Annotated in this window: 17 protein-coding genes; 10 read left to right on the top strand and 7 right to left on the bottom strand. The window is 61.4% G+C overall.

The window, feature by feature from the left end; all coding sequences use genetic code 11:
* Positions 1 to 37: 37 nt before the first annotated feature.
* Positions 38 to 979 (bottom strand): iron-sulfur-binding ferredoxin reductase, encoded by a 942-nt coding sequence (locus RHP75_RS04930; protein ID WP_311090709.1) that lies wholly within the window; start codon positions 977 to 979, stop codon positions 38 to 40.
* Positions 972 to 2,099 (bottom strand): GGDEF domain-containing protein, encoded by a 1,128-nt coding sequence (locus tag RHP75_RS04925; protein WP_311090708.1) that lies wholly within the window; start codon positions 2,097 to 2,099, stop codon positions 972 to 974. The genes RHP75_RS04930 and RHP75_RS04925 overlap by 8 nt, the downstream gene beginning before the upstream one ends.
* A gap of 287 nt (positions 2,100 to 2,386) precedes the next feature.
* Here RHP75_RS04925 and RHP75_RS04920 point away from each other — a divergent pair, with 287 nt between their 5' ends.
* From RHP75_RS04920 to RHP75_RS04910, 3 genes are all read left to right on the top strand, one after another.
* Complete coding sequence (locus RHP75_RS04920; protein WP_311090707.1) at positions 2,387 to 3,910, top strand: fumarate hydratase; 1,524 nt, start codon at positions 2,387 to 2,389, stop codon at positions 3,908 to 3,910.
* Positions 3,911 to 4,255: 345 nt separating this feature from the next.
* Positions 4,256 to 4,909: a TIGR04211 family SH3 domain-containing protein gene (locus RHP75_RS04915; protein WP_311090706.1), complete on the top strand. Its 654-nt coding sequence runs from the start codon at positions 4,256 to 4,258 to the stop codon at positions 4,907 to 4,909.
* 108 nt (positions 4,910 to 5,017) lie between these two features.
* Positions 5,018 to 6,793: a GGDEF domain-containing protein gene (locus tag RHP75_RS04910; protein ID WP_311090705.1), complete on the top strand. Its 1,776-nt coding sequence runs from the start codon at positions 5,018 to 5,020 to the stop codon at positions 6,791 to 6,793.
* Positions 6,794 to 6,825: 32 nt separating this feature from the next.
* Here the strand turns inward: RHP75_RS04910 and RHP75_RS04905 are convergent, their stop codons facing one another.
* Positions 6,826 to 7,167, bottom strand: coding sequence for an FKBP-type peptidyl-prolyl cis-trans isomerase (locus RHP75_RS04905; RefSeq protein WP_311090704.1), 342 nt, complete (start codon positions 7,165 to 7,167; stop codon positions 6,826 to 6,828).
* A 48-nt stretch (positions 7,168 to 7,215) separates the two neighbouring features.
* Positions 7,216 to 7,728, bottom strand: a complete 513-nt coding sequence (locus tag RHP75_RS04900) for a MarR family transcriptional regulator (protein WP_311090703.1) — start codon at positions 7,726 to 7,728, stop codon at positions 7,216 to 7,218.
* 81 nt (positions 7,729 to 7,809) lie between these two features.
* Here RHP75_RS04900 and RHP75_RS04895 point away from each other — a divergent pair, with 81 nt between their 5' ends.
* Both RHP75_RS04895 and RHP75_RS04890 read left to right on the top strand, forming a co-directional pair.
* The gene (locus RHP75_RS04895) at positions 7,810 to 8,715 is read left to right on the top strand and encodes a DMT family transporter (protein ID WP_311090702.1); all 906 of its coding nucleotides are present in this window, start codon (positions 7,810 to 7,812) and stop codon (positions 8,713 to 8,715) included.
* Between the two features lie 23 nt (positions 8,716 to 8,738).
* A complete protein-coding gene (locus RHP75_RS04890) occupies positions 8,739 to 9,755 on the top strand; it encodes a DUF4917 family protein (RefSeq protein ID WP_311090701.1) in 1,017 nt (338 codons plus the stop codon).
* A gap of 3 nt (positions 9,756 to 9,758) precedes the next feature.
* On the opposite strand, the gene RHP75_RS04885 is transcribed toward RHP75_RS04890, so the two are convergent.
* From RHP75_RS04885 to RHP75_RS04875, 3 genes are all read right to left on the bottom strand, one after another.
* A complete protein-coding gene (locus RHP75_RS04885; protein ID WP_289240629.1) occupies positions 9,759 to 10,061 on the bottom strand; it encodes a ribbon-helix-helix domain-containing protein in 303 nt (100 codons plus the stop codon).
* A 125-nt stretch (positions 10,062 to 10,186) separates the two neighbouring features.
* Positions 10,187 to 10,768 (bottom strand): DJ-1/PfpI family protein, encoded by a 582-nt coding sequence (locus RHP75_RS04880; protein ID WP_311090700.1) that lies wholly within the window; start codon positions 10,766 to 10,768, stop codon positions 10,187 to 10,189.
* A gap of 250 nt (positions 10,769 to 11,018) precedes the next feature.
* Positions 11,019 to 11,432: a hypothetical protein gene (locus tag RHP75_RS04875; protein WP_311090699.1), complete on the bottom strand. Its 414-nt coding sequence runs from the start codon at positions 11,430 to 11,432 to the stop codon at positions 11,019 to 11,021.
* 211 nt (positions 11,433 to 11,643) lie between these two features.
* Here RHP75_RS04875 and RHP75_RS04870 point away from each other — a divergent pair, with 211 nt between their 5' ends.
* Genes RHP75_RS04870 through RHP75_RS04850 form a run of 5 tightly spaced genes read left to right on the top strand, consistent with a single transcriptional unit; the run spans position 11,644 to position 15,931 of the window.
* Positions 11,644 to 12,333: a thermostable hemolysin gene (locus RHP75_RS04870; RefSeq protein ID WP_311090698.1), complete on the top strand. Its 690-nt coding sequence runs from the start codon at positions 11,644 to 11,646 to the stop codon at positions 12,331 to 12,333.
* Positions 12,317 to 13,813: an AMP-binding protein gene (locus RHP75_RS04865; RefSeq protein ID WP_311090697.1), complete on the top strand. Its 1,497-nt coding sequence runs from the start codon at positions 12,317 to 12,319 to the stop codon at positions 13,811 to 13,813. The genes RHP75_RS04870 and RHP75_RS04865 overlap by 17 nt, the downstream gene beginning before the upstream one ends.
* On the top strand, positions 13,813 to 14,466 hold the full coding sequence (locus RHP75_RS04860; protein WP_311090696.1) for an iron-containing redox enzyme family protein: 654 nt from the start codon (positions 13,813 to 13,815) through the stop codon (positions 14,464 to 14,466). The genes RHP75_RS04865 and RHP75_RS04860 overlap by 1 nt, the downstream gene beginning before the upstream one ends.
* Positions 14,467 to 14,475: 9 nt before the next feature.
* Positions 14,476 to 15,267: an SDR family oxidoreductase gene (locus RHP75_RS04855; protein ID WP_311090695.1), complete on the top strand. Its 792-nt coding sequence runs from the start codon at positions 14,476 to 14,478 to the stop codon at positions 15,265 to 15,267.
* 13 nt (positions 15,268 to 15,280) lie between these two features.
* Complete coding sequence (locus RHP75_RS04850) at positions 15,281 to 15,931, top strand: hypothetical protein (protein WP_311090694.1); 651 nt, start codon at positions 15,281 to 15,283, stop codon at positions 15,929 to 15,931.
* Positions 15,932 to 15,954: the final 23 nt, after the last annotated feature.

The following is a 15,954-nucleotide window of genomic DNA, read 5'->3' as shown; positions in this document are numbered from 1 at the left end:
TCACGGCAGGCCACCCGCGCGCTGAAAACCTGAACGGCTAGCGCGCGTGGGGCAAAAAGACGTCAGCGAAAACCTGGCTACGCGGTACACCCGCCAGATACAGGCGGCGCGCAAAGGTTTCGACGCTGTCGGGGTGGCCGCAGAGTAAGGCGATGGTTTGCCGCGACACAAGGCGTAGTTCGGCCAAAGCAGCCGTCAACTCGGCCGTGGTGAGCAGCTCGACCTGCAGCTGCGGATGGCGGGCCGCCAACGTCTGCAAGGGCTCAGTCAGATAATGCGCGGACGCATCATGGGCCAGGTGAATAAGCCGAATAGCGCCCTGATGTTCCTGGCGCAATGCTTCTCGCAAAACACCATAAAGCGGCGCCAGCCCGGTGCCGGCGGCCAACAGCCAGAGCGGTCGGGCTTGCCAGTCCGGGTCATAGTGCAGCGCCGCACCGCGCAATTCGCCCAATCGTAGGCTGCCACCCGGCTGAAACGCCCGCGCTGCCGTGGCAAAGGCACCGCCCTGACGGCAATCGATGTGAAACTCCAGCCATGGGTCTTCGCCCGGCAGGCTGGCAAGGGAATAGGGGCGGGCAATGCCGTCCTCGGCCCACAGTTGCAGGTGCTGGCCGGCGCTGTAGCGCAGCGGTCGCTCTGGGGTCAGGCGCAGACGCAGCACATCGCTGCTGAGCCAATCGCAACTGTGGATAACGGCTGGAGCCGCATCACGCAGCGGGTCGAACACCTCGACGCTCACGTCCTCGATCACCCGACACTGGCAAGCCAGGCGCCAACCCTGCTCACGCCGCGCAGCGTCCAGGGCTTCCGGTTTGCCATCGAGCAACTCGCCGCCCACGCAACGCACCAGGCAGGCATGACAACTGCCGGCGCGGCAGCTGTAGGGCACGGCGATGCCGGCAGCCAGCAGGCTGTCCAGCAGGTTACTGGCGGGGGCGACCTCAAGGCAGCGATCAGCGGCCCGTAACTCAGGCATCCACATCCTCCCAGGTCGCCGCGCAACGGTTACGCCCGTCGCGTTTGGCCTGGTACAGCGCCTGATCGGCACGTTGCAGGGCTTCGTCGAGATCATCGTGCACGGTCAGCAACGTCATACCGATGGACACGCTCAGGCTGGCCACCTTCACGCCCAGCGGCTCGGCGCGACTGAACGCCTCACGCAGGCGCTCGCAGCAGGCGGTGAACTGATCGGCTTCGGTATTGGGTAACAACAACACAAATTCCTCACCGCCGTAGCGGGCTACCACATCACCATCGCGCAGGCAGGCGCGGGCGACGGCGGCGAACGTCTGCAGAACGCGGTCCCCGGCGGCGTGGCCGTGGATATCGTTGATCCGCTTGAAATGATCCAGATCGAGCAACGCCAGGCCATGCTGGCGCCCGTTGCGCAGCCCTTCCAGCTCACGGCTGGCCAGGCGCAGAAAGTGCCGACGGTTGCACAGGCCGGTCAACTCGTCCGTGGCGGCCAGGTCTTCCAGCTGGCGCATCATGCCACGCAGCGTGTCCTGATGCGCCTGCAGGGCAAAACGCCGTTGACGCATACGCTGACGCATGGCCTGGGCGTAACTGGCAAACAGACACAGCCAGACCAGTACCACCGCCAGCACGCACGCCTGCATAAGCGCTACACGCGGTTCGCTCAACTGCAAGGTATAGGCTTCATACAGGTTCAAGCCGGCAAAGCCGAAGAAGGCAAACAGTGCGCAACGGGCGAAGACCCGTGGCGGCAGCTGAAACACGCCGAACAGCAGAATCAGCAGATAGATCACCAGCATGCTGCCGCGCCCTTCGCTGAACAGTGACAGCAGCACCGTCAGCCAGGCCAACGCCACCAGCACCTGGGGTTCAGTCAGGCTGGGGTCGGAAAATCGCAGGTTGATGCGGGACAGAAACAGCACGAGGAACACCAGCTGGCTAGCGGCGGCCAAGGCAGTGATGGTCAGCGCAGTAAGAGGCGAGGCATGAAACAGCCCGGCAAATACGCTGATCCAGCACAACAGCCCAGTCAGTGCATAGGTCGCCACTGCCATGCCGAAACGCTTCAGCAGCAGGCTTTGCAGAGATCGCTGGGTTACCCGCTGGCTACTTAGGCTCATGGGTTTATGGGCTCCGTCCCATGCTGGCATCTAGCCGCCACTCTACCCCTGTGATCACAGAATGCCTAGGCCGCTGCCGCGTCATTAGTCGGCTCAAACAGCCGACCAGCGACCATGGTCTGGGCCGGCACAGGTGTCCGCCTGGCGGTGTGCGCGGTATACTGCCGCGCCTTTTTATCTTGTGCTTTGGCCTTGTCCTTTGACCTTGATAGCCCTGCGCCGGGCCGTGCCCCTGCGCTGTTCGAAGTTCCTGCCCTACTCCTCCCCTACAAAAAGGAGCGCCAAGCATGACCGTGATCAAGCAAGACGACCTGATCCAGAGCGTCGCCGACGCACTGCAGTTCATCTCCTATTACCACCCCGTGGATTTTATCCAGGCCATGCATGAGGCCTATCTGCGCGAAGAGTCCCCCGCCGCGCGCGACTCCATGGCGCAGATCCTGATCAACTCGCGCATGTGTGCCACCGGTCATCGGCCGATCTGCCAGGACACCGGCATCGTCACCGTGTTTATCCGCGTCGGCATGGACGTGCAGTGGACTGGCGCCACCATGAGCGTCGACGACATGATCAACGAAGGCGTACGCCGCGCTTACAACCTGCCGGAAAACGTCCTGCGCGCCTCGATCCTCGCCGACCCAGCTGGCGCGCGGAAGAACACCAAGGACAACACCCCGGCAGTAATCCACTACTCCATCGTCCCCGGCGACAAGGTGGAAGTGGATGTCGCAGCCAAAGGCGGCGGCTCCGAGAACAAATCGAAGATGGCCATGCTCAACCCGTCCGATTCGATCGTCGACTGGGTGCTGAAGACTGTTCCAGAAATGGGCGCTGGCTGGTGCCCGCCAGGCATGCTCGGCATTGGCATCGGCGGCACCGCCGAGAAAGCCGCGGTAATGGCCAAGGAAGTGCTGATGGAGCACATCGACATCCATGAGCTGAAAGCCCGCGGCCCGCAGAACAAGATCGAGGAAATGCGCCTCGAACTGTTCGAAAAAGTTAACCAGCTGGGCATCGGTGCCCAGGGCCTCGGCGGCCTGACCACCGTGCTCGACGTGAAGATCATGGATTACCCGACCCACGCCGCGTCCCTGCCGGTGTGCATGATCCCCAACTGCGCCGCCACCCGTCACGCCCACTTCGTGCTCGACGGCACTGGCCCGGCCGAGCTGGAAGCGCCGGACCTGTCCGCCTACCCGGAAATCGTCTGGGAAGCCGGCCCGAGCGCGCGCCGCGTCGACCTCGACACCCTGACCCCGGAAGACGTGCAGAGCTGGAAGCCGGGCGAAACCGTGTTGCTAAACGGCAAGATGCTCACCGGCCGCGACGCCGCGCACAAGCGCATGGTCGACATGCTCAACAAGGGTGAAGAGCTGCCGGTAGACCTCAAAGGCCGCTTTATCTATTACGTCGGCCCGGTCGACCCGGTGCGCGAAGAAGTCGTCGGCCCAGCCGGCCCGACCACCGCCACGCGGATGGACAAGTTCACCCGTCAGATCCTCGAAAGCACTGGCCTGCTCGGCATGATCGGTAAATCCGAGCGAGGCCCGATTGCCATCGAAGCGATCAAGGACAACAAGGCCGTGTACCTGATGGCCGTTGGCGGCGCCGCTTACCTGGTCGCCCAGGCGATCAAGAAGTCGCGCGTGGTGGCCTTCGCCGAACTGGGTATGGAAGCCATCTACGAGTTCGACGTAAAAGACATGCCAGTTACCGTGGCGGTCGACACCCAGGGCGAGTCGGTGCATATCACAGGACCTGCGATCTGGAACAAAAAGATCCACGACAGCCTGGCCGTCGAGATCAAGTAAGCCCTGCGGCAAAAACAACAAACCCGGCCACGTGCCAGGTTTGTTGTTTTTAGCACTCGCGAACGCAGCCTCAGATTGAGCTGCCAGCCAGGCTGTGAACCACCCGGCAAGCTACGCAGAAATACCAACCATCCATCCCGCACCCCGCCGCTGGGTGAACTCCCCGCGCTCGCCAAGTGTCTGTCTGCTGTCGGCCCGCCGGGTGGATTGCATGGCCATTTGCCCAGCGCGCAGCTGCAAGCGCCACTCCATCCCGAGCGCCTAACTGCTCATGGCAATGCGCTTGGCCGGCCTTTATCGCCCCCGCCTGAGGGTTTCGTTTAATCGCCATGTGAAGATTGCCCCATGTCCTTATCTCACCATCTCCCATCCAGTTTTAGTCCTTTGCACAGCATCGCCTTCGCTACCTGCCTGCTGGCAAACGTGGGCGCCCAAGCCGAAGAAAATGCCAGCAGCAACCGCTGGGTCAGTGACAGCCTGAACACCTACGTACGCAGCGGTCCAACCGACGGCTACCGGATCGTCGGCACCCTGGTCTCAGGGCAAAAGGTCACGCTGTTGCAAACCTCCGGCGACTACAGCCAGGTGCGTGGTGAAAACGGCAGCGCCGTATGGATTGCCAACCGCGACCTGCAAGACGTGCCCGGCCAGGCCGAGCGCCTGCCGCAGCTGGAACAGCAAGTGGCGCAGCTGAGCAGCGAACTGGAAGGCATCAACGACACCTGGAAAACCCGCGTGCAGGGCATGCAGGAAACCCTGGATTCGCGCAAAACCCTGATCGACGAACTGCAAACCGCGCGCTCGGCGCTGGATATCGAACTGAGCCGAGCCAACTCTGAATTACGCGAACTGCAAGCGCAGCTAGGCGAGGAAAACCAGCAAGTGCTGATGCGCTATATGACCTACGGCGGCGGCATTGCCGGCGCTGGATTACTCGCAGGGCTGATCCTGCCGACGATGTTGCGGGTAAGGCGTAAGCGTAATGATCAGTGGCTTTGATATGCACTCGTCTCTGCCGCAGTAACCCGTCTAAAGCCCAGGCAAACTGGAGGCGAGCATCGAAATACACCTACACTGGCTGCAGTGCCGTGCTCTAGGGAGTGATTCATGACTCAGCATGTAACACATGTCTTTACGGACTTAGCCACGCTTGGCGCAGCACTATCCACCGGGACGATTGCCCAAAAGGCTGCAGACTCTCAGGCCCAGCTAATACAGATTTACACAGCACAAGCCGATCAGCCGCAGATACTAACAATCACCCGCATGATCAGCGACAGATTGCCTACAGCCATAATTATTGGCGCCACAACGGTTGGCGAAGTGGCACATGGCCAACTGATGACCAACCAAGTGATCATCGGCTTTACCTTCTTTGTATCCTCACGAATCAATCTGCTGGCGCTAGCGTGCAACAACGGCGAAGAACGCAACGCAGGGGCAGAGCTGGGCCTGCGAATAAACGACTGCGCCCCAGACATTGCCGGCGTTCTGCTGCTTTCGACCCCTTTGAGCCTGGATGCGGCAGCCTTGCTGCAAGGCCTTGAGTCGACACTAAACGGTTACCCGGTATTTGGCGGCGGTGCCGGGGATTACGCAGAGATCAGCAACTCGCTGCTGTTTGCCGGCAACGAGCACATCACTCAGGGCGCCATCGCGGTTGTTCTATCCGGCCCGGACCTGCACATTGAGTCGAAAACCTACCTGGGCTGGCAGCCGCTGAGTCGCTCAATGCGCATCACCCAGGTCGACGGTTTGCACGTGCAACGTATTGATGACCTGCCTGCGTTTGATGTTTACCGCCGCTACCTCAATATCGCCGACGACGAGCAGTTCTTTCTCAATGCCCTGGAGTTCCCCTTTCTGCTTGAACGTGAAGGCGAATTGCTGGCGCGCGTACCAGTCGCCAGTTGCAACGACGGCGTGCTGAGATTTGTCGCCGACATCCAAGAAGGCGAAACCTTTCGCTTGGGCTATGGCGATATCGAGCTGATTGCCGAAAATGCCAAAGTCCTACACCAATCAATGAAGCAGTTTGCCCCCCAGGCAATCTTCCTCTACACCTGCGGCTGCCGACGCTTTCTCATGCAGGAGGACGTCGAACTGGAAACCCTGCCCTTCGAGCAAACCGCGCCGACCTTTGGTTTCTATACATACGGCGAGTTCTTCGGCTCATCAAAACTAACCCTACTCAACTCGACCATGGTGGCGGTAGGCCTGCGTGAAGGCGAGAAGCAGGCTCAAGACAAGACCGAGCACACCAGTAAATTGGCGCCACGCACAGATGATCGCGACCCATACGCCAATAAACATACGCGGGTGGTGTCCCGGCTTTTGCGCTTCATTGACGCTGTGACCTCAGAGCTTGAGGAGGCCATAGAGGAAGTCACCAAACTGTCGATCACTGACCGCCTCACTCAATTGGTCAATCGCATCCGTCTGGATCAGGTGATCGATGAACAAATCGCGCTGGCTAAACGCTATGCCACGCCATTCGCCGTCATTCTGTTGGATGTAGACCATTTCAAACTGGTCAACGACACTCACGGACACCTGGTCGGCGACGCTGTTCTGGTTCAGGTCGCCCAGGTATTGGTGGCCAATACTCGGACCATGGAGGTTGTTGGTCGTTGGGGGGGCGAAGAGTTTCTGGTCATCGTGCCAAATACCAACCTCGCGGACGCTACACAGCTGGCAGAAAAGCTGCGTCGGGCTCTGGAAAACACACTGCACCCCGTCGTCGGTTACAAAACTGGCAGCTTCGGAGTGGCCGCGTATGCCTCGGGAGACACGCCAGGCGAATTGGTAGCACGAGCCGATGCCGCGCTTTACAGGGCTAAGCATGCCGGACGCAACCGCGTAGAGGCCGCCCCTATCAGTTGAGCACATTACACCTGTGCTGGCCGGACCTCGCCTCAATCATCCCGCGTCAGCACTTCCAGTAGCTCAATCTCAAAGATCAGATTGGAGTGCGGCTTGATATGCGCGCCGAACTGACGTTCGCCGTAGCCCAGATGCGACGGTACAAAGAGTTTGCGCTTGCCGCCGACTTTCATGCCCATCAGACCCTGGTCCCAGCCCTTGATCACCCGGCCGGTGCCAATCACACACTGGAATGGTTTGCCGCGCTCGTAGGAAGAGTCGAACGTGGTGCCATCCTCCAGGCAGCCACGGTATTGCGTGGTGATCAACGCTCCTTTGACCACTTCCTTGCCGTCACCCAGTTGAATATCTTCGATCACTAATTCATTGCTCATTAATCACCTCTTCTAGCAGGCCTGCTCAGGGCCGGGTTTGCGGAAAACTCACTCGCCAGCCGGCTCCAGCACCGTCAGCAGCTGGGATAGCCGCGCTTCCAGTTGCGCCAGCTCGGTGGAGGCAATCGGCGCCAGCAGTCGCGCTTCGTTGGCGACATGCGCGGTCACCGCGCGGTCGATCAGTTCCAGCCCAGCCGGGGTCAGCTGCACCAGCATGCTGCGCGCGTCGCTGGGGTTGGCTATACGGCTGACCCAGCCTGCGGCTTCCAGTTGCTGCAGCTGCCGGGTCATGGTGCCGGAGGTGACCATCAGGGTCGAGAACAGCGTCGTCGGGGCCAGGCGGTAGGGTTCACCAGAACGGCGCAAGGTGGCCAGCACGTCGAACTCCCAGGCGGTCAGGCCAAAGCTGCTGAAAAGTTTGTCCAGCTCGCGCCGCAGCAGCGCCGCGCAGCGCCCCAGCCGGCCAATCACGCCCATCGGGCTGACATCCAGGTCCGGTCGCTCGCGGTGCCACTGCTGAAGAATTGCATCGACCGCATCCATCTGTCGCTGGACTGCCATTGGCTTACCCCTGAAATTTATCTTGAATCCAAGACAAGTTGCTATTAGCCTCGCATTTTATCTTGAATACGAGACAAATGCATGGACCGCTCAGCATCACGTAATACCTGGCTGGATGTGTTGATCACCGCTCTGGCGCCTGCCATCTGGGGCTCCACCTATATCGTCACCACCGAAATCCTACCGCCGGACCGGCCGTTTACCGCCGCGCTGCTGCGCGCCCTGCCCGCCGGCCTGCTGTTGGTGCTGTACAGCCGCTACCTGCCCCGGCGCAGCGAATGGCCACGCTTGCTGGTGTTGGCGGCGCTGAATATTGGCTTCTTTCAGGCGTTGCTCTTTGTTGCCGCGTACCGCTTGCCGGGCGGTTTGGCGGCGGTGGTCGGGGCGATTCAACCGCTGCTGGTGATGGGCCTGGTGTGGTCGATGGATCACCAGCGGCCTGAGTCTGTGGCGGTCGCCGCCAGTGTGGTGGGTATCGCAGGCATGGCTGCACTGTTGCTGGCGCCGGGGGCCAGCTGGGACCCGATCGGCATTGCCGCCGCCTTTATCGGCACCGCCTGCATGGCCAGCGGCACTTACCTAACGCGGCGTTGGCGGCCGACTGTGCCGCTGCTGGCGTTTACCGGCTGGCAGTTGCTGATTGGCGGTCTGTTCCTGCTGCCGGTGGCCTGGCTGATCGACCCACCACTGCCGCAATTAAGCCCGCTGCAGTGGCTGGGCTACGCCTACCTGTCGTTGTTCGGCGCGCTGCTGGCCTATGTGCTGTGGTTTCGCGGCATTGCCAGGCTGGCGCCGGTGGCGGTGTCGTCATTGGGGCTGCTCAGCCCGCTGGTGGCGGTGCTGCTGGGCTGGGCATTGCTCGGGCAGAGCATCACCGGCGTGGCGCTGCTGGGGTTGATCGCGGTGCTGGGCAGCATCCTGGCGGTGCAATGGGCGGCGTCAGTCAAGCCGGCAGTTGTCGCGCCCCATGTTAAAGTCGCGCCCTGATCACAAGGTGACAACTAGCGATTATGCAAACCCCGGCATTTACTGGCGAACTGGAAGACTGGAACACCCTGAACAGCAGCATCGGCTTCCCCGAGCTGCTGATCGGCAATGGCGCGAGCCTGGCGGTATGGCGCAAGTTCGCCTACTTCTCACTGTTCGACGAAGCGCAGACCACGCGCAATCGTCCGCTTAGCGCGACCGAACTCAGCGTGTTCCGCGCCCTGGATACCAGCAACTTCGAGCAGGTGCTTAGCGCGTTGAAGAACAGCATTCGAGTCAATGCCGCGCTGACCATCAACTCCTCGTCGCCGCGCCATCGCTACTTCGCCATCAAGGAAGCGCTGATCCACGCCGTGCGCTCGGTGCATATCCCCTGGAGCCAGATGCAGGCTGCCAGCCTGGCGCGGATCAATAACGCGCTTAGCCAGTATCAGACCGTCTATTCCGGCAATTACGACCTGCTCAACTACTGGGCCGTGATGCAGGCCCCGGATGCGTTTGAAGATATGTTCCGTGGCGCGGATTCAACCTTCGCCCCCGGCGACTGCCAGCGCCAGGGCAAGGCCACGCGCATGCTCTACCTGCACGGCGGCATGCACCTGGTAAAGAATATCGACGGCAGCACGCGCATTCTCAATTCATCGGAAAGCACCCTGCTGGCCAGTTTCGCCATCAACCAGCTGGGTGATATTCCGCTGTTCGTCAACGAAGGCAGCAGCGCGGACAAACTCAAGGCCATCCGTAGCTCCGACTACCTGTCGTTCTGCTACAGCCAGCTGGCGCAGCCCAAGGACAAGCTGTGCATCTTCGGCCACAGCCTGGCTGCGCAGGATCAGCACCTGACCCAGGCTTTGCAGCAGGCCGGACTGAAAACCCTGGCGATCTCGATCTACCCGCACAACCCGCTGTTTATCGCCCAGCAGAAGCAGCACTACGCCAGCCTGTTCGCCGAGCAGAATGTGGAGCTGCGTTTCTTCGATGCGCTCAGCCATCCGTTGGGTGATCCGCAACTACGCATCACGGCCCCAGCGGCGCAGTAACGGTTACTGGCTGATGGAGCGCACCAGGCTTAGCTCTGCCGGCGCACGGCGCTGGCTCAGGTAGCGGGTACAGCTGACGCGTAGAAACGAGGCGAAATTCACTACCTCACCGCGATAGTCCATCACCTCGTCATACAGCTTGGTAATCAGCTGATTGGTGGTCATGCCATCGACTTCGGCGATTTCTCGCAGGATGTCCCAAAACTGGTTTTCCAGACGCAGGGTGGTGACCACACCACGAATACGCAGCGAGCGGGCGCGGGATTCGTAGAGAATCGGATCGGCTTTGACATACAGCTCGCACATGGCGGCTCCTCGACGACAGAGGCCTGCAAGCAGGTCCTCATACATGCGTAGCCCGGATGCAATCCGGGGCCCTCATTTATAGACGCTCCCCGGATCTCATCCGGGCTCCGGGTTTACCCAGACGTTTATAGCGTGATCTGCGTACCCAGCAGGGCAAGGAACGCTGCCAGCCAATTGGGATGCGCCGGCCAGGCCGGAGCGGTGACCAGATTGCCCTGCACGTGAGCCTGATCCACGGCGATATCGATATAGCGCCCACCCGCCAAAGTTACTTCCGGGCCACAGGCCGGATAGGCACTGCATTCACGACCTTTCAGCACGCCAGCAGCAGCGAGCAATTGCGCGCCATGGCAGACCGCAGCGATGGGCTTGCCAGCCTTGTCGAAGGCCTGCACCAGTGCCAGCACCTGGGCATTCAGGCGCAGGTACTCCGGCGCGCGGCCACCGGGAATCAACAGGGCATCGTAATCGTCAGCGTTAACCTGAGCGAAATCGAAGTTGAGGGCAAAGTTATGCCCCGGTTTCTCGCTGTAGGTCTGCTCGCCTTCAAAATCATGGATGGCGGTGCGCACACTCTGCCCGGCGGTCTTGTCCGGGCACACCGCGTGCACCTGATGACCGACCATCAGCAGTGCCTGAAACGGCACCATCACTTCATAGTCTTCGACGTAGTCGCCGACCAGCATCAGAATCTTCTTCGCTGCCATGTGCCTGCTCCCTTCAATAAATTGAGAAGCACAGAGTGTTATCCCGATCCGCCCAGCACGGGTAATAACCCGGTACTACAGGGCAAGCGATGGATAGACGGTCAACGAGAAAATGGAGAAAGACAGCCTATAGCCCGGATGTAATCCGAGAGTGGTTATATCGACCACAAACGTCCCGGATTACATCCGGGCTACAGGAAGGTGCCATTCACCTGCATTAAGTGAATGGCAATGCAGCGCGGTAGCCGGATTATTCCAGCACTTCTTCATCACGCAGCAGCACATAGGTGCAGCCGCTGTCGTCGTCCAGGTAGTCGTGCACATAGAACATCACGACCTCACCCTGGCCTGGCTGCGCGGCCACGTAATCACCAATGTCGACAGTGAAATGGCCCTTTGAGCCCGGTTTGGCTTCGCATTCGATGCGCGCATTGACGAACAGCTCAGGCGCGCTGTCACCGAAATAATCTTCACGCTCCGCCGCATCCCAATCGGCCGGAGCCTCGAACGGGCCGCAGAACAGCACTTTGGCATCACCCAGATCCACTTCCTCTGCTTCCGGGTCCTGATCATCGGCACGGTAGACCGTGCAGTCCTGCGCCTCAGGGTTTTCCAGAATGGCCAGACGGGCCGCCAGTTGTTGCTCAGTATCCATAGGGGGCATAACTATCTCCGAGCGTTTTGGCGTCTAAGTTCAGGGCAAATCAAACCTGCCGTTATCCAGCAAGTCGGGCTTTGCAGGCTATGGGCTGATGCGGTTGCAGCGCAAGCAATGAAATGCTCGCGGAACAATGCACAAAAGAATTTGCGACTTAATTTGCCGTTAAGCCTGGACGCAGACACTCGCACCCAAGTTCTCAGAAGAGGTTCCTGTTATGGAGCTGCCTTGGGTGTATCACGACACTGCGCTTGCACAGATCGGCCGCGAGCAGCCGCTCAGTCTCTATCTGGCCAACGCCGCCAGCCCTCGCCGCGCGGGGATTGAAGCCTTTATCGGCGAGCGCTTCGCCGCTCAGCATCAGGCGCGCATCCGCCATTTCATGCCCTGCCTGCTCAGCCTGGAAGACCGCGACGGGCAACTGCTCGGCGCGGTGGGTTTGCGCAGCGCAGCCAGTGGCCCGCTGTTCCTTGAGCGCTACCTGACGCAACCGGCGGAACAGGTGATTGGCGCGCAGCAGGTCGTCAATACGCCGCAGCGCACACAACTGGTGGAGGTCGGCAACCTGGCGGCTGGCAGCCCAGGTGCCGCACGCCTGCTGATCGTCGCACTGACCGACCTGCTGGTGGCGTTGGGTTATCGCTGGGTGTGCTTCACCGGCACCCTGGCCCTGCTCAACAGTTTTCAGCGCTTGGGCCTGACGCCTTTGCCGCTGGGCCCAGCCAGCCCCGACTGCATGGGCGATGAACAGGCGGACTGGGGCACCTACTACGACAACCAGCCGCAGGTGATGGCCGGCGACATCTACGCCGGCCACCAGCGTCTGCTGCAGCTGGGTGCTTACCCACGCCTGGCCCACCAAGCCTTTTATGCCCTGGAGGACATGCCTGATGTGGCCTGCCGCTGAATCCCTGTTTAACCGCCTGGCCGCCTTCGGCGGGGCGATTGCCTTGCGCGAAGGTGAGCAACAGTTGAGCTACGCCCAGCTGCTGAGCGAGGTCGCACAGCGCAGCGCATACCTGCAGCACCTCGGCGCCCGACGTGTCGCCCTGGTGCTGGATAACGGAATCGACTGGGTGCTCTGGGACCTGGCCACTCTGCATGCAGGGCTGGTCTGCGTGCCACTGCCGGGATTCTTTTCCAGCGGCCAGCAGGTGCATGTCCTCGACAGCGCGGGCATCGACTGCCTGATCGGCCCGGCCAGCCCGCTTTTCAGCGCACGGGGTTTCAGCGCAAGCGCAGCGGCGAGTGCAACAACCGCTACCACCACTGTGCTGCAACGCCCACAGGTGCAGGTCAGCGCGTTGCCGGTCGGCACCTGCAAAATCACCTACACCTCCGGCACCACCGGACAACCCAAGGGGGTGTGCCTGGATATCGCCACGCAACTGGCGGTGGCGCAGAGCCTGGTGCAGGCCAGCGCCAGCTGCGCTGTCGAACGCCACCTGTGCGTCCTGCCGCTGGCCACCCTGCTGGAAAACATTGCTGGGGTTTATGCGCCCTTGCTGGCTGGGGCGCGGATCGAGCTGATGCCGATGGCGCAGATCGGTCTGCTCGGTGCCAGCCAGTTCGATCTGCCGCGCTTTCTCGGCGCCCTGGCTCAGGCGCAGCCCAATAGCCTGATCCTGCTGCCGCAACTGCTGCTGGCGCTGGTCAGCGCCGGCGAAAATCGCCTACCCCTGCCGAGCAGCCTGCGTTTTATCGCCGTCGGCGGTGGCCGCGTCGCCAGCCAATTGCTGCAACGTGCCGACGCCCTGGGGCTGCCGGTGTTCGAGGGCTACGGCCTGTCCGAGTGCGCCTCAGTGGTGTGCCTGAACACCCCGGAAAACCGCCGTATCGGCACCGTCGGCCAACCGTTGCCGCACCTGCAGGTACGCCTGGCTACAGACGGCGAGGTGATGGTCCAAGGTCCACGCCTGCTGGGTTACCTGGGCGAACCATGCCCTGACGAGGAGTGGCTGGGCACCGGTGATCTGGGCCATTTCGACGGGCCATTCCTGGTGCTGCACGGGCGCAAGAAACACCAGTTCATCACCGCCTTTGGCCGCAACGTCAACCCGGAATGGGTCGAGGCCGAATTGGTCCAGCAACTGCCAATCGCCCAGGCCTGGCTGCATGGCGAAGCACTGCCAGGCAACGTTGCCGTGCTGGTGCCGCGCTTCCCGAATACCAGCGACAGCCAATTGGCCGAAGCCGTGGCGACGGCCAACCAAGCCCTGCCCGACTACGCCCGTGTGCACCACTGGCTGCGCGCCGAACAACCTTTCAGCAGTGCCAATACGCTGGCCACCAGCAATGGCCGCCTGCGCCGCACCGCCCTGCTTAACCACTACCAGCACGCCATCGAGCAATTGATGGCCACCGAATCCTGCTATGGAAATGCCTGATGAGCTTCTACGAATCCCTGCTTGAACACACCAGCGCTGAACGCAATTACCTGCTCAGTGCGCCGATCATTGCCCAGGCCATGGCTGGCAGCGTCAGCCTGAACAGCTACGTGGCCTTTCTCACCGAGGCCTATCACCACGTTAAACACACCGTGCCCTTGCTGATGGCCTGCGGCGCGCGTTTGCCGGAGCGGCTGGAGTGGTTGCGCGAAGCTATCGGCGAATACATCGAGGAAGAAACGGGCCACCAGGAATGGGTGCTCAACGACATCGCCGTGTGTGGTGCAGACAAAGAAGCGGTGCGCCACGGCACGCCCAAGCTGCCGACCGAACTGATGGTCAGCTACGTCTACGACCGCATCGCCCGGCACAACCCGGTGAGTTTCTTCGGCATGGTCAATGTGCTGGAAGGCACCAGCATTGCCTTGGCTACCCAGGTGGCCGGAGTGATTCAGGACAAGCTGCAACTGCCGAACAAGGCCTTCAGCTACCTGAGTTCCCACGGCAGCCTGGACCTGGAACACATCGAATTCTTCAAAAAACTGATGAATCAGCTCGACAACGACGACGACAAAGCTGCCGTGGTGCACACCGCCAAAGTGGTCTATCGCCTCTACGGCGATATGTTCCGCAGCTTGCCGCTGAGCGCCTGAGGACTAGCGATGAATATTCCTGAATGCCGCGCCGTGATCACTGGGGCCAGTGGTGGGATTGGCCAGGCACTGGTCGCCGAACTGCTGCGCGACGGTGCCCACCTGCTGCTGGTTGGCCGCCAGCCCGAACCCCTGCAAGCGCTGGCCGAGGCCCATGCCGGCAAGGTCACACTGGTGACTGCGGACATCCGCGAACGCAGCGGCCGTGAAGCCGTGGTCGCCGCCGCGCAACGCTTTGGCGGCATCAACACGCTGATCAATGCTGCGGGGGTCAATCACTTCGGCTTGCTGGAGCAGCATGAAGAAAGCGCCATCGCCGAACTGATTGAGCTCAACGTCACCGCCACCCTGCAACTGACCCATCGCCTGTTGCCGCTGCTGCGGCAACAGGGCCGGGCACTGGTGGTCAATCTGGGGTCGACCTTCGGCTCCATCGGCTACCCCGGTTTCAGCGCTTACTGCGCCAGCAAGTTCGCCTTGCGCGGATTCTCCGAAGCCCTGCGCCGCGAACTGGCCGACACCCAGATCAAGGTTCTCTACTTCGCCCCGCGCGCCACCCAGACACGCATGAACGCCGCCAACGTGGTGGCTATGAATAACGAACTCAAGGTGGCGATGGACGACCCCAATAGCGTCGCCCTGCAATTACTGGCGGCCATTCGCCGCGAGAAAGACGAGCGCTACCTCGGCTGGCCGGAACAGCTCTTCGTGCGCCTCAACAGCCTGCTGCCGCGCCTGGTTGATCAGGCCCTGCGCAAACAACTGCCAATCATCCAGCGCTTTGCCCGAAGCAAACCTTAAGAGGACACACCCCATGACGCTTTTCCGCACCGCCGCCTGCGCCCTGCTCTGCCTCATCAGCCTGCCAAGTTTCGCCTTGAGCGAACGAGGCCAGGCGCAGCTGCAAAGCCTGCAAGACCGCTGGGCCGAGATCAATTATCAGCTGCCCAAGGAACAACGCGAGAAAGCCTTCGCCAGCCTCAGCGAGCAGGCGCAAAAAGCCGTCGCCGCGGAGCCGAACGCCGCCGAACTGCAGATCTGGAACGGCATCATCCTCAGCACCTACGCCGGCGCCAAAGGCGGCCTGGGGGCGCTGGGTCTGGTCAAGCAGGCCAAGGCCAGCCTGGAACAGGGCCTGGCACTCGACCCCAAGGCGCTGTCCGGTTCGGCCTACACCAGCCTCGGCAGCCTGTACTACCAGGTGCCCGGCTGGCCGGTGGGCTTTGGTGATGACGAAAAAGCCGAAACCATGCTCAAGCAGGCACTGGCGATCAACCCGGATGGCATCGACCCCAACTACTTCTATGGCGATTACCTGGCCCGCGCCAAACGCTTCGCAGAAGCCAAGGTTGCCCTGGAAAAAGCCCTGCAGGCACCACCACGGCCTGATCGTCTGTCCGCAGACGCCGGCCGCAAAGAGGAAATCGCAGCATTGCTCAGCAAGGTCAAAACCAAGCTGGACTAATCTCGCCTACGCGAGCTTGAATA

This window comes from Pseudomonas sp. SG20056, assembly GCF_031764535.1.
GTDB lineage: Bacteria > Pseudomonadota > Gammaproteobacteria > Pseudomonadales > Pseudomonadaceae > Aquipseudomonas.
Note: the sequence above shows the minus strand (reverse complement) of the source record. Positions and strands in the feature narration are given on the sequence as shown.

What these genes read in the sequence shown, in the direction of transcription:
- RHP75_RS04920 (WP_311090707.1), top strand. Translation starts at nt 2,387, where the DNA reads ATGACCGTGATCAAGCAAGACGACCTGATCCAGAGCGTCGCCGACGCA.
- RHP75_RS04915 (WP_311090706.1), top strand. Translation starts at nt 4,256, where the DNA reads ATGTCCTTATCTCACCATCTCCCATCCAGTTTTAGTCCTTTGCACAGC.
- RHP75_RS04870 (WP_311090698.1), top strand. Translation starts at nt 11,644, where the DNA reads ATGGAGCTGCCTTGGGTGTATCACGACACTGCGCTTGCACAGATCGGC.
- RHP75_RS04925 (WP_311090708.1), bottom strand. Translation starts at nt 2,099, where the DNA reads ATGAGCCTAAGTAGCCAGCGGGTAACCCAGCGATCTCTGCAAAGCCTG.
- RHP75_RS04905 (WP_311090704.1), bottom strand. Translation starts at nt 7,167, where the DNA reads ATGAGCAATGAATTAGTGATCGAAGATATTCAACTGGGTGACGGCAAG.
- RHP75_RS04865 (WP_311090697.1), top strand. Translation starts at nt 12,317, where the DNA reads ATGTGGCCTGCCGCTGAATCCCTGTTTAACCGCCTGGCCGCCTTCGGC.
- RHP75_RS04850 (WP_311090694.1), top strand. Translation starts at nt 15,281, where the DNA reads ATGACGCTTTTCCGCACCGCCGCCTGCGCCCTGCTCTGCCTCATCAGC.
- RHP75_RS04885 (WP_289240629.1), bottom strand. Translation starts at nt 10,061, where the DNA reads ATGTGCGAGCTGTATGTCAAAGCCGATCCGATTCTCTACGAATCCCGC.
- RHP75_RS04895 (WP_311090702.1), top strand. Translation starts at nt 7,810, where the DNA reads ATGGACCGCTCAGCATCACGTAATACCTGGCTGGATGTGTTGATCACC.
- RHP75_RS04860 (WP_311090696.1), top strand. Translation starts at nt 13,813, where the DNA reads ATGAGCTTCTACGAATCCCTGCTTGAACACACCAGCGCTGAACGCAAT.
- RHP75_RS04855 (WP_311090695.1), top strand. Translation starts at nt 14,476, where the DNA reads ATGAATATTCCTGAATGCCGCGCCGTGATCACTGGGGCCAGTGGTGGG.
- RHP75_RS04875 (WP_311090699.1), bottom strand. Translation starts at nt 11,432, where the DNA reads ATGCCCCCTATGGATACTGAGCAACAACTGGCGGCCCGTCTGGCCATT.
- RHP75_RS04890 (WP_311090701.1), top strand. Translation starts at nt 8,739, where the DNA reads ATGCAAACCCCGGCATTTACTGGCGAACTGGAAGACTGGAACACCCTG.
- RHP75_RS04910 (WP_311090705.1), top strand. Translation starts at nt 5,018, where the DNA reads ATGACTCAGCATGTAACACATGTCTTTACGGACTTAGCCACGCTTGGC.
- RHP75_RS04900 (WP_311090703.1), bottom strand. Translation starts at nt 7,728, where the DNA reads ATGGCAGTCCAGCGACAGATGGATGCGGTCGATGCAATTCTTCAGCAG.
- RHP75_RS04880 (WP_311090700.1), bottom strand. Translation starts at nt 10,768, where the DNA reads ATGGCAGCGAAGAAGATTCTGATGCTGGTCGGCGACTACGTCGAAGAC.
- RHP75_RS04930 (WP_311090709.1), bottom strand. Translation starts at nt 979, where the DNA reads ATGCCTGAGTTACGGGCCGCTGATCGCTGCCTTGAGGTCGCCCCCGCC.